Below are 12600 nucleotides of genomic sequence, written 5' to 3'. Positions count from 1 at the left end.
TGGGTCACATGAATATCAAGAGAAAAAGGGCGTTTTTAGCCACCGCAATACTGGCGCTGTGTCAAACCTCGCTTGCGGCTGCGCCAGCGGACGACGCCAATTGGCCGCAGCGTCCCGTCAGATGGATCGTAGGCTTTGCGCCTGGTGGTACGGCCGATATTCTGACGCGTATTGCCGCGGAACAGTTGGCGCAAAGGCTTGGCAAAAGCGTTGTTGTGGAGAATCGGTCCGGCGCATCGGGCGCGCTGGCATTGAATTTGGTTGCCAACAGCCAGCCGGACGATACGCTGCTTATTACCGTTCCTGGTCCAATTATCTTTCCGCGTGATGAGCCAGGTATTGGCAAAGAGCTAGATCCTGTGATCATGCTTGCGGAAGGCCCAATGATTATTGTGGGTCCCGCTTCCAATCCACAACATAGTCTCGCAGACGTTATTACAGATGCAAAACAAAACCCGCGTAAATGGAACTATGCGACTTCAGGCACCGGGACTTCGCAGCATCTGGCCGGGGAAATGATCAACCAGCTCGCCGGCACTCAAATGGTGCAGGTACCCTACAAAGGCGGTGGGCAAGCGGTGTCCGATGTTGTTGGCGCACAGGTGCCACTTGCAATACTTGGCCCTACGCCGGTGCTCCCTCATATTGCATCGGGTGCCTTGCAAGCCTATGCCGTGACTACTACTTACCGTTTGTCGTCGTTAGAGAGCGTGCCAACAGTGGCAGAGGCGGGCATTGAAGGATATGACGCGAGCCAGTGGTTCGCCCTGGCAACCACAAAGGGTGTTTCTCCGCGACGGATAGAACGGCTTAACGGACTTCTTGCTGATATTGTCAAGACTCAAAAGTATAGAGAGGCTGTAACCGCTGCCGGAATGAAAATCGCGCCGGGCTCGCCGGAAGATTTGCTCAACTTCGTACAGGCAGATCGCGCTAAATGGGCGAATCTGGTAAAGCAACGAGGTTTGAAAATAGGGCAGTGATTCGTGGTGCGTATTATCCACTGGGATCCTGCCCAGGTCCAAAAAATACCTAACCCTGGGTGGCTTCTTTGTTTTCGTTTTGAACAATTAATACTAAACCAAATCCACTGCAATATTGTCAGATCGCAAGAATTGTCAAACCGCGTTACGATCAAGAAACAATTATGGTTCGTCCGCGCGTCGTATACCCATCCAAAATGGAAGGGCCCGCAGTTATTTATTTGAATCCTCGGATGATATGTGAAAATGTAGGTCGATGGGAATATCAGATTTTTACGAGGGTGGGTTGACGGGCTGCAGCATTACAACGCCTCAGCCCTGACGTCACTCCTGGCATTCTTATTGCCAATTCAAAATGCGTCTCGTTCTACTCCACCTTGATATTCGATTCGCGGATCACACCCGACCATTTTTTTGTCTGGCCTTGCATAAATTTGCCAAATTCTGCGGGTGAGGAGGCGCCGCCTGGATAGCTTGTTTATCAAAAAACGCAGCCATTTTCGGTGTATGTAGAACATTTCTGATTTCTGTGTTCAGACGCAAAATGACGTCTTCGGGTGTGCCCGACGGCGCCAGCACACCGATCCAGGACTTGACTTCGAAAGACGGATAATACTGAGTGATGGACGGCACTTTCGGCAATTGAGGTATCGGCTGTTTGGTTGTGACCGCAAGTGCTTTGAGCTTGCCTGCACGGATGTGTGAAAGAACGGAGCTCGTGCTGACAAACATGACTTGAACGCGTGCGGCCAGTAAATCGGCAATGGCTGGCGCGCCGCCTTTGTACGGGATATGCGTAAGATTGATACCTGTAGTTGACTTGAACAATTCAGCCGCCAACTGATTTGAACTGCCCGCACCCGTTGATGCATAGTTAAGCGCAGAGGGGTCACGTTTTGCCATGGCAACGAGCTCTGGGACGCTATTAGCTGGAACGGAAGCCGGTACGGCAAGAACCAGGGCCGACGTGCCGAGCAATGATATTGGCGTTAGAGCCTTATCGGAGTCGAATGGCAATTTATATAAAAGCGGATTAATGGCGTGTGTGTCGAAAGCCATTAGTAAAGTATATCCGTCGGGAGCTGACCGGGCAACCTGTGCGGCACCAATCGAACCGCCGGCCCCTGCTTTGTTGACCACCACTAGCGGTTGTTCTAATGTGCCACTTAACTGACGAGCCATGGTTCTGGTCACGACATCAACAATGCCGCCTGGGGGAAACGGTACGACAAGCTCTATCGGCTTTTCTGGGTAAGCTGCAGATGCCGGGGTGGCAATACAGGACAGCATAACAACGGCTAGTGTGGTTCCGAAAAAGCGTGCTATGAAGTGAGAGAACTTTTCTTTTGCGATTTGCTTGTATTTATAGAAAGGCATAATAAAAACCATTGTCTCTGTGGTTATGAAGGAGTGAAGTGATGCGTTCCTATTCCAGGATCGCCACTGTTCGGCACCAGCCAGCCGAGGCATCCTTGATCTTTATGGGGAAACAACTGATCGTAAATCCATGAGAGGGCAACTGATCCAGATTTGTGAGCTTTTCCATCTGGAAGTAACCGATTTCACGACCTGCTTTGTGCCCTTCCCAGAGGATGGCCGGATCTTTGCTTTTATTAAATCGCTCAATCACATACTTGAATGCGGGATCCCAGCTGTACGAGTCGGTACCGACAATCCGCACGCCTTGCTCCAGCATCCATAGTGTGGCGTCGCGTCCGAAACCACAGGCACTTTCCCAATAATCCGCTTGCCCTTGTCTGGCTCCGGCACGCGTGTTGGCGACCACGATATCCAGCGGTTTGAGTTGGTATCCGATGCGCCTGAGTTCGTCCTGTATATCTTGTGGGGTGACGACGTAGCCAGCTTCTAAGTGACGAAAATCCAGCTTGACGCCAGGCCTTAAGCACCAATCCAGCGGTACCTGATCGATGCCGGGCGCTGGCTCGCCCCCGGCGGTCAATGCGTGGTTGGTAGTGGGGTGATAATGCCACGGTGCATCCATATGGGTACCGGCGTGCGTGGACAATGAAATTTTTTCCACGGCCCAGGCTTTCCGGTCGGGCATGTCAGCGGGAGTCACCCCTGGCAGAAGTTTGCTGAACAATTCCCACGAATCGTCGTGATTGACATAGTCAATTTTCGGTTGGTGGTGGGCAGGAGAGGTGGGCTTGTCCTCAAGGGTGACCGATAGGTCGATAATTTTCCGAGTCATACGTGTCCTTTTTTTGTACGAGCAGGCATTGAAATGTTGGGTGCTGCAAATCCAGCGACTACGAACGCAACCAGTTGTTTGATGATGACTGTGGGATCGTCTGTGTCGCAAAGTCCTGCCGATAACCTATTGAGACGATGATAGTTTTTATCACCATCGCTAATGATGTACATCATCGCGCCAATAGTGAAGGAATAGCGCCAGAATGCTTCAGCACGGTTCAACCCTGGTGTGACTTTCATAAATGATTCGACGAAAAGCAGGGCCATTGCGTCGTATTGTTCAAAGATCGCGGCGTTGGTTGTTTCCTGCGGCAGTGCTCTGGCTTGCATCAGGAGTCTGACCAGAAGTCGGCTGTCGCCGGTAGTCTGCAGGCTATGCATGATGGGCGGAGCAACCAGCGCGTCCACAATTCGTTCCAATGTCAACATCCCGGCTCCTGACAGTTTTTCAAGCGCTTGCATACGTAAGGCGTTGACAGGTTGCGCGACCGATTCAAGTACGGATCGTATCAGGTCATCTTTATTGCCGAAGTGATAGTGGATCGCGGCGACATTGACGTCTGCGAGCGTTGTAATGTCTTTTAATGAAGTTGCGTCAAAACCCCGTGTGCAAAAAGGTAAGGGCGCTGGCAGTGATTTTCTCTTTGGTCGACATGCGTGCGTATTTAAATATAAATTTCAAATAATTATTTGAAATTTATATTTAAATCGTGTCAGAGTCAAGATATTTACAAAATTTCTGGCTTACACATTAAAAATGAAGGTAGTACCAACTTGACTCGGCGAGTCGTCAATTTCAATCCAACGACACGCCGCTACGTTTGACCACATCTCCCCAGCTATTATATTCCGAGCGGATGTAGGCTGCCGCTTCTTGTGGACTACTACTGGTGCGCCCGATAGCGCCGATCTGCGAAAGCTTGGCACTTACGTCCGGTGTGTGCATCGCCGTAGACAATGCATCAAATGTCGCTGTGATTCGTGGGCTGGGCGTTCCGTGCGGATAAATCAGCATTAGCCAGGTTGCAGCGAGGAAATCCGCAAACCCTTGTTCTGCAGTAGTCGGTACATCTGGCATGCCGCTCAGGCGCTTGGGCGTGGCTGTTGCCAGCGCACGCAACTGACCGCTTTTGACGAAAGGTTGCACGCCGGCAGCGGTTTCCAGTGCAAGAGAGACTTGGCCGGCGACAACATCGGTTAAGCCTGGCGCGCTTCCCTTATAGGGGACATGCAGCAGGTCGATGCCTACCTGTCGCTTGAACTCCTCCATCGCCAGGTGAGAAACGGTTCCGTTACCGGAGGAAGCATGTGTAAGTTTGCCTGGATGATTTTTCGCGAAACTGATCAGCTCCTGTATGTTAGTAAACGGCTGAGAGGGGTGGCAAACCAGTACGAACGGAAGGTCGCAGACCAGCCCAACCGCTTCAAAGTCGTTAATCGAGTCGTAGCGGACGGATTTATACAAATGCGGGTTAGTGGCAACCGCAGACATGTGAGTAAGCATCATGATTGTGCCGTCGGCAGGGGACTTTGCAGTCAGTCCCATTGCAATACTGCCCCCTTGTCCAGGTCTGTTTTCAACAATGTAGTTGTCACCTGTGATTGTTTGCAATTTTTCGGCAAGCAACCTGGCCACGATGTCCGTTGCCTGCCCGGGGGGAAAGCCAACGATGATCCGTACTACTTCCGCGGCCTTTGAGGATTCCGCGTGGACCAAAGCGCAAAGTCCGGCACTAACTGAGGCGATGAGCATTTTTCGCCGTGAATGCGTGGGTTGTGTCATTTTGTTGTCTCCTATTGTTTTGAATATTTATACTGGCAAAGGTCCGATAGCCATAGCCAGGTAAACGCTCCTTAGCGCATCAGCAGCGTTCCGACCACAGTCAGGGCGGATCCTAAGGCCGTGGCCACCAGCAGCCACCAGCCAGGTACCATCACTCTGGGACGCTCTTCATGAGTCGAGGAAGATGAACCATGGCAGCTGGTAACCGTGCTTTGAACACGCGTTTCGGATTTGGCGGGTGATGTGGTAGGTACAACCTGCGATGCCTCTGCCTCTTGACTGTCAGTTGGTGTCGTAAGCTGCTTTTTGAAGGCCTTGAAAAAGTCGTCGGCCATCTTGCGGGCCACGCTATCAATAAGCCGTGATCCAACTTGGGCGAGCTTGCCACCCACCTGCGCGCTTGCCGTATAGCTCAGTTGAGTTCCATCTGATGTTTCGGTCAATTCGACCGACGAAGTACCCTTGCCAAATCCAACGGGACCACCTTGGCCTTCGAAGACCATTGTGCAGCTCGAGGGAGGCGTGGCATCGGTCATTCGCAGCGTGCCATTGAAGCGAGCACGCAAAGGACCGATGGCGGCGGCCATGATGACCGTGTATTGCTCGGCATTTATTTTTTCGACGGATTCGCATCCCGGCAGGCATCGTTTGAGAACATCGGGATTGTTGAGCGCATCCCACACTGTTTGGCGGGACGCGGCGAGCGTCTTGCTTCCGGTGATTTCCATGGGAGTCAGTGCCCCTTTTTCATCGAAGCGGCCGTGTTTACCATGGAATGCAGTGCTCTTGCGTAATCAATGGCGGCCTGTTCATCCATACGAGGCGCCACGCGCAGGTATTCCTTTAGTCCAAGAATGGCGGGCCGTGGCCGTGCCAGCAGCAGGTCAATGAAGCGTTGCACTTCGCTGTCGAGCCGATTGTCTGAAACAACCTGACTTACCAGACCATAGACAAGCGCCCGCTGTGCATCAATGAAGTCGGCGGAGTAAGCCATCCATAGTATCGCGTTGCGGTTTAACCGGTCATAGACCGCTGACATGACCATGGTGGGCATGACGTTGTGATTGATCTCGGGGATATTGAAGGTCGCGGCATCGCTGGCAAAGCTAACATCGCACAACGAGGCAATGGCGGTGCCAAATCCCATGCATCTGCCTTTAATCACACCAATGATGGGTACCTTGGCACCTCGCATGGCTTGATAGCTGCCGAAGATGCCGTCGTATTCATCTCTGCGGGTGTAAGCCTCCGAGGCTGCGGGGGTCGGGCCAGCGTCTCTGATGCGTCCTGTGCAGAAATCGGGGCCGGCACTCGTGAGTAGTACTGCATCAGACGTCTCGTGCGCCTTGAGCAGGACGTCGGAAAGCGCTGCCGCCATACTGTCAGATACGCCGTTGTCCTCGGTACGATTCAGGGTGATGTGGAGCAAGCGGCCTTTTTGTTCAAGCTTCAGGTGTTGATGCATGTGGGATATCTCCATCTATTCAGAAAAAGTGTCATAGTGCGTAGCGTTCGAAGTGGCGCATGAGGGCTTCGTTGAAGGCTGCAGGCTGATCTACATTGGGAAGGTGGCCTGCGTTCGGAATAACTGCGAATGTTGAGTCGGAGATTCGCGTCTGAAGTTCACGCATGGTTTCAGGAAGCACGCCATCGTTGGATCCGACAACAAGTGTGGTAGGAGTCTCAATAGCGCCCACCTGATCAAGATAATTTAGAGATTGAATGGCACGCGCGCTGCCGACGAACCCAGGCACAGACGTACCATTTGCGATAGATCGGAATCGTTCGTTAACTTCAGGATGACTCAGCAGAAATGGTTTGCCGAACCAGCGTTCCAGCGTGGGCTCGACCAGAGGAGCACAACTGCCGTGCAGCTCTGCCGATGCAATGCGGTCATCCCAGGGGGCAGCCACCTCAGGCGGTGCATCAGCGCGTGCATCACAAAGCAAAAGGCTGAGCAAGCGATCGGCATGGATCACACCCAAGCCAAATCCGCTCATACCGCCCAACGATAGTCCGACGTAATGCGCTCGCGGAATATTCAATGCTTCGAGCACTGCAACCGTGTCAGCTGCCAGTTCGTCCATTGTGAAAACTTCTGCGGGCACCGACGAATTGCCGTGGCCGGCAGTGTCGATACGTATCACGCGAAAGCCCTTATCTGCGAGGAGGACAGCCTGCTTGTCCCACATTAAACTGGAAGAAAGGATGGAGTGGGTCATCACGACCGGTATGCCGTCCGGCGGGCCTTGCATATAGACTGCCAGGTCGCAAGTGACACCGCGTATGATCCGATGTTCGATATTGTCGATCATGTTGTTTCCTTGGTCGAAAAAGAGGCTTTGCGCAATACACGCCAAATCGCTTGGGGGGTCATGGGAAGTTCGTCGATGGATGCATCTATTGTTGAGAGCGCATCATTCAGAGCGCTGGCAATGGCCGCTGGACTACCCAGATAGCCCGCTTCGCCGGAGCCTTTTGACCGAAAGCGGTCAGGGGCGAGGGCGTGCAATGGTCTACTATCGTTATCGATGGAACCTCTTCAGAGCTAGGAAGTAGATAATCCATGAAGGTACCCGAGAGCAACTGGCCTTCGTCGGAGTAAGCGAATTTCTCCAGGAGTGCCGCACCCAGGCCATGCGCCACGCCTCCGTAAGTCATGCCATGCACAACATCAGGACTAATCATGACGCCGCAATCGTGGCCAACAACGTATCGATGTAGTGTGGTCTTGCCGGTATCCGGATCGATGCTGGCCAGGACGACATGACATTCAAAAGAGTGGCATGGGTACATTTGTACACGCCCATCTTCGGTCGGTAATTGTCCTCCGCTCGGTACCTCCCAGCAAAATTTCTCTTGCAGGCCCGGCTCCATCCCAGTCGGCATGCGGTGGTATTTGCGATGTGCGATTTCGACAAGTGCATCCCACTCAAGGCGACGCGCCGGTTCGTCCTGGATGAAGACATTGCCGTCCTCGTATGTAAGCGCGTCCTCATTGACGCCAAGATTATGGGCGGCGATGGCCAGCAATTTTGATTTAAGAATTTTTGCGGCGCCGGCGGCGGCGCCGCCAAGCATGATCGCCATGCGACTGCCTACCGGGCTATTTGAGGGTAGGGCATTGAGCGAGTCGGCGTGCAGCACCCGTACGGAATCGGGATCTTTTTGCAGTATTTCGCCGACGACGGTGGAAACAAGCGTCTCATGTGCCTGGCCAGAGGTCGAGGTGCCCATCAGTGCGGTTACAGCGCCGTTCAGGTCAATGCGGATCAGACAAGAATCCATCCAGGTGGTGGTTTCATTTTTGGCGTTAAATAGCGGCTCGAATGCTGAATTTCCACCCGAGGGCTCCAGACAAGTGGAGATGCCGATGCCGGCGAGCATGCCTTGTGCTCGCAGCGCATCGCGCTGCTGCTCGATGGCATTGAACGGAGCGGCAGACAGGGACGTATTCAGCACCGTTTCGTAGTCGCCTGAATCGTAGCGAGTGCCACTGGGAATCAGATAGGGAAATTCATCTTTCCCAATCAGATTTTTGCGCCTTAGCGCGATCCGATCCATGCCCAGGAATCGTGCCACCTTGTCTATACCGGTCTCGATGGCATAGTTGGTAGGAGCTTGGCCGAAGCCGCGCACAGCTTCTTGTGGCGTTTTGTTTGTCATCACCGAATAGGCATCATATTCAACACTCGCGATACGATAGGGGCCGACAATAGCCCCTACTGGCTTGCCAAGCTGCAGTGGAGAACGCCCCGAGTATGCACCGATGTCGTCTACCGCACGCATGCGCATAGAGCGAATAGTGCCATCGCCGTCGAAGGCCAAACTTACATCGAAGATACGGTCAGGACCCTGCATGTCGCCACCGCGCATGTTCTCCAATCGATCTTCGAGAAAACGTACCGGTCTGCCGAGTTTTTTCGCCAGATAGCCTACCAGAATGGAATGCTTTAATCCGCGCTTAACGCCATAGCTGCCTCCAACATCTACGTCAAAATGTACACGCACGCTGTTTCCTGGTATGCGTAGGCATTTGGCGAGTAAATCGGGGTACTTCGGCATCTGGATCGATGCCCAGACGTCCAGGATTTGTGTCGCGTCACTCCATAAACAGGTTGCGACAAAGGTTTCAATTGGCACCGTTGAGCTGCGAGCCCAACGGGCGCGGTAGTTGATTTGATGCTTAGCACCGGCAAAGTGCTCATCTACCGGACCCCATGTGAACTTGCGGTGCCAGATGACATTCGGGCCATGATCGGGATGCACGCGCGGCGCATCCTCGGCCATGGCGCCTTCTGTGTCAATCACATGAGGAGTCTGTTCGTATTCGATCATGACCATTTCTGCAGCATCTTCGGCCAATGCGCGGGTCTCAGCCGCTACAGCCACCACCCACTCGCCGGCATAGCGAACCACGCCCTTTGCCAATGGATAACGCGCGACTTTGGGTGCATCGACACCGGGCAGCATGGGTTCTATCTGGGCAGTGAGCTCTTCGCCGGTGAGCACGTCGTGCACACCGGGCATACTCAGGGCCGTCGAAGTGTCGATGGAAACAATGCGGGCGCTGGCGTAAGGACTGGCGACGATGGCTACATGCAAAAGCCCGGGCAGAGCGACATCGGCTGCATAGTGTCCCTGGCCAGTGACAAAGCGTCGATGCTCCACCGCGCGCCGATGACGGCCAATATACTTGAATGCGTTGTAGGCGGGATGTTTCGGATCAGTCATTCGATGCTTCCTTGATAGCCACTTGGCCAGGCTGTCCAGCGATCGGCTCCGATTTTTCCTTGACTTGGTAACCTGGCGTTGTGGCTAGTTTCACTGCATCGACGATCTGCTGATAGCCCGTGCACCTGCACAGATTACCGCCGATCGCCTCGCGAATCTGAGCCTCATCCGGTTGCGGCGTGTTCTGGACAAGCGCGTGGCATGCGATGAGCATGCCTGGTGTGCAATAACCGCACTGAAGTGCGTGCGTTTCACAAAAAGCATCCTGGATTTTGGATAGGCATCCTCGTTGAGGCGCCAAACCCTCAACGGTAGTGACGGACATGCCATTGGCTTGAACTGCAAACATGCAGCACGATCTGACGGGTTCGCCGTTGAGCAAGATTGAACAGGCTCCGCAGACGCCGTGCTCGCATCCGACGTGCGTCCCGGTAAGTCCCAGGTGATCACGCAGAAAATCGACCAACGTGGTACGCGGCTCGACCATTTGTGCTCGAAGCAGGCCATTGACTTTTATTTCGATCGTCACAGGCGGTGAGGGCATTGGAAACTCCTTGGATTATGCGTGAGCGGTAGAATTGGTTGTGCCATGCGGGCTTGGGGTCGAGGCTGCTTGCAATACCCGGGTCAGCATCACAACTGCAAGTTGGCGGCGAAATTCTGCATCTGCGTGCAAATCAGATCCTGGTTCGGTCTGCTGCACGGCGCAATGCGCTATCTCTCGAGCAAGTCGGACATCAATGCGCTGACCGACGAGTTGCTGAGCAAGTTCCGGAAAAGATCGCGGCACACCGTCCAATCCGCCTATACCTATAGCTGCCCGCTGGCAGACGCCATTCTCATCGATCTGTAGTTGACAAGCGGCAGATGCCATGGCGAAATCGCCGTGTCGCATGGCGGTTTCGTCGAAAGCAGTTCTGACGCCACTACCTTCCCAAATGGGCCATTCAATACTGGTCAGACATTCTATTTCGGCTGTAGCGGTGAACATAGGGCCCAGAAAAAACTCCTGAGCTGCGATCTCTCGTTCGCCATCGGCCTTGCTGCATAGGCGCAGGGTGGCATCTAGAACGACGGCGACTAACGGTAATTCTGCCGAAGGATCGGCATGAACCAGGCTGCCACCGATTGTGCCGCGGTTGCGCGTCTGGATGTGCCCTACCCAACGCAGGGCATCGCGCACTAGTGGTATTGCCCCATGTACTTCAATGTTATTCTCAATGGCGCGCTGTCCAGTTGTGGCACCCATGGACACTGCGCCTTCGCGTATGTCAACCTGTTTGAGTTCAGCCAATCGGTTGATGTCCAGTAGCATAGAGGGGCGGGCGAGCCGCATGGCCATCATAGGCACAAGGCTCTGACCGCCGGCCAAGGTCCTGGCGTCCAATCCGTACTGATCCAGGCATTCCAGCGCATGATCGAGAGATTCAGCGAGGACGTATTCAAAAGGAGCGGCTTTCATAGATTGACGGCCGCCTTGTGGTGTACAACGCTGGGGTGCTTCGTATAAGCCTGGTTGATATTTGGCATCCTGATGGTCAGCGCGTATAAGCGCAAAGTGGTTTCGGTCCCCAAATTATCTGTGGTACCGACTAACGGGGCAAACGACTTAAGTTCTTAGAGCGTGAGTTATTCTCACGCTCTACAGTTGCCATATCCGATGACCGTGCAAACTTATGGCGAGAATTCAGCGTGATTAAGTTCTGACAAAGGATTGGGGCTGCTACTTCATACGACTATGAGAAAAGCAGACTGGCTGCAGCAATCATAATGGCTTGATCATGAATTTCTGCTAATAAATTGCGGCGAATCAGTTGAAGCTTTCACGACAAAGTAATACTATCCATTGAGCGTGCGTTTCAGTCACGCTAAGCAAACCACAAACAGGAGACATCTCATCCGAAAAATGCCCCCGCTCAATGCCGTGCGGGCGTTCGAAGTGGCGGCGCGTCACGTGAGTTTTACGAAGGCTGCAGCGGAACTGAACGTCACCCATGGAGCGGTGAGCCGCCAGGTTGCGTTGCTTGAAGACTGGCTGGGCGTCGCGCTGTTTCACAGAACACCGTCGCAGTTATCACTCACCGAAGAAGGCCGGGAATATCTCAACGAGGTCTCGACTGCACTTGATCGCTTGGTGAATGCGTCTATGCATGTTATGCAGCGGGCAGCGCCCGTTGTGTTGCGTGTCAATGCGCCGCCTACGTTCACTATGCGCTGGCTGATCGCACGCATGTCGGTGTTTCAACGAAAACGACCTGACGTCGAAATCCGCCTGACTACTTCAGTGGCCCCACCGAATTTTCAGGAGAATACCTACGACATTGCCCTGCGCGGGCAACAAGGGCCCCTGAATAACTGCAGGTCGATTCCCTTCATGACCGAGATCATCATTCCCATCTGCCACGTTGACTTGCAAGAGACGCTGAGACTTGCGCACCCGCGTGATTTGGCGGCGCATACGCTTATCAGCTATGCCACTGAACCATATGCTTGGAGCGAATGGTTGACGGCCGCTGGTGTCCCCGATCTGAAGCCTGCCAATATATTGAGCTTCGAGCAGATGTACTTTGCCTTGCAGGCGGCGTCAGAGGGACTGGGGCTGGCAATGGTCCCGCTATTTCTGGCGATAGACGATATAATTGCAGGCCGCCTGTGCGTGCCATTTGGGCCTCTTGGTGCCAAGAGGCGTACATACTACGTCAACAGCATTGCGATATCTAAGGCACAGACTCTGAATGTTGATTTTTGCGAGTGGCTGCAGCAAGAAGGTCGCGATACAGAGCAGTCGATCACGGCATGGGCGGCGAGTCAAGGATGGACGCTTTGAATTTTCGTTGAGGCCAGAACATCGGCAGTCAATGCGTCTGCCGTGGCAGGCTTTCAATT

Annotated in this window: 12 protein-coding genes and 1 pseudogene; 2 read left to right on the top strand and 11 right to left on the bottom strand. The window is 53.6% G+C overall.

The window, feature by feature from the left end; all coding sequences use genetic code 11:
* The first annotated feature begins 8 nt into the window (after positions 1-8).
* A complete protein-coding gene (locus tag TKWG_RS11080; protein ID WP_014750923.1) occupies positions 9-983 on the top strand; it encodes a Bug family tripartite tricarboxylate transporter substrate binding protein in 975 nt (324 codons plus the stop codon).
* Positions 984-1379: 396 nt separating this feature from the next.
* Here the strand turns inward: TKWG_RS11080 and TKWG_RS11075 are convergent, their stop codons facing one another.
* The 11 genes and pseudogenes from TKWG_RS11075 to TKWG_RS11030 all read right to left on the bottom strand — a co-directional run bounded on the left by TKWG_RS11075 (position 1380) and on the right by TKWG_RS11030 (position 11176).
* Complete coding sequence (locus tag TKWG_RS11075) at positions 1380-2360, bottom strand: tripartite tricarboxylate transporter substrate binding protein (protein ID WP_171815158.1); 981 nt, start codon at positions 2358-2360, stop codon at positions 1380-1382.
* Between the two features lie 49 nt (positions 2361-2409).
* Complete coding sequence (locus TKWG_RS11070) at positions 2410-3195, bottom strand: cyclase family protein (RefSeq protein WP_014750921.1); 786 nt, start codon at positions 3193-3195, stop codon at positions 2410-2412.
* On the bottom strand, positions 3192-3626 hold the full coding sequence (locus TKWG_RS11065; RefSeq protein WP_014750920.1) for a hypothetical protein: 435 nt from the start codon (positions 3624-3626) through the stop codon (positions 3192-3194). The genes TKWG_RS11070 and TKWG_RS11065 overlap by 4 nt, the downstream gene beginning before the upstream one ends.
* 84 nt (positions 3627-3710) lie before the next feature.
* A pseudogene (locus TKWG_RS27120) lies at positions 3711-3830 on the bottom strand (TetR family transcriptional regulator); the annotation flags it as partial.
* A 163-nt stretch (positions 3831-3993) separates the two neighbouring features.
* Positions 3994-4980: a Bug family tripartite tricarboxylate transporter substrate binding protein gene (locus TKWG_RS11060; RefSeq protein ID WP_014750919.1), complete on the bottom strand. Its 987-nt coding sequence runs from the start codon at positions 4978-4980 to the stop codon at positions 3994-3996.
* Between the two features lie 71 nt (positions 4981-5051).
* On the bottom strand, positions 5052-5708 hold the full coding sequence (locus TKWG_RS11055; RefSeq protein ID WP_014750918.1) for an SRPBCC family protein: 657 nt from the start codon (positions 5706-5708) through the stop codon (positions 5052-5054).
* A gap of 5 nt (positions 5709-5713) precedes the next feature.
* Complete coding sequence (locus TKWG_RS11050; protein ID WP_014750917.1) at positions 5714-6445, bottom strand: enoyl-CoA hydratase/isomerase family protein; 732 nt, start codon at positions 6443-6445, stop codon at positions 5714-5716.
* Between the two features lie 31 nt (positions 6446-6476).
* A complete protein-coding gene (locus TKWG_RS11045; RefSeq protein ID WP_014750916.1) occupies positions 6477-7295 on the bottom strand; it encodes an alpha/beta fold hydrolase in 819 nt (272 codons plus the stop codon).
* Between the two features lie 106 nt (positions 7296-7401).
* On the bottom strand, positions 7402-9714 hold the full coding sequence (locus TKWG_RS11040) for a xanthine dehydrogenase family protein molybdopterin-binding subunit (RefSeq protein WP_014750915.1): 2313 nt from the start codon (positions 9712-9714) through the stop codon (positions 7402-7404).
* Complete coding sequence (locus tag TKWG_RS11035) at positions 9707-10258, bottom strand: (2Fe-2S)-binding protein (RefSeq protein WP_014750914.1); 552 nt, start codon at positions 10256-10258, stop codon at positions 9707-9709. Before TKWG_RS11035 ends, TKWG_RS11040 begins: the two co-directional genes overlap by 8 nt.
* Positions 10259-10273: 15 nt before the next feature.
* A complete protein-coding gene (locus tag TKWG_RS11030; RefSeq protein WP_014750913.1) occupies positions 10274-11176 on the bottom strand; it encodes an FAD binding domain-containing protein in 903 nt (300 codons plus the stop codon).
* 390 nt (positions 11177-11566) lie between these two features.
* Between TKWG_RS11030 and TKWG_RS11025 the strand changes: the two genes are divergently transcribed.
* Positions 11567-12541 carry a LysR substrate-binding domain-containing protein gene (locus TKWG_RS11025; protein WP_238534414.1) on the top strand — a complete coding sequence of 325 codons (975 nt, stop codon included), beginning with the start codon at positions 11567-11569 and terminating at the stop codon, positions 12539-12541.
* The last annotated feature ends 59 nt before the right edge of the window (positions 12542-12600 follow it).

The sequence above is a fragment of the Advenella kashmirensis WT001 genome (assembly GCF_000219915.2).
GTDB classification, from domain to species: domain Bacteria; phylum Pseudomonadota; class Gammaproteobacteria; order Burkholderiales; family Burkholderiaceae_B; genus Advenella; species Advenella kashmirensis.
This window is presented reverse-complemented; position numbering and strand designations above follow the sequence as displayed.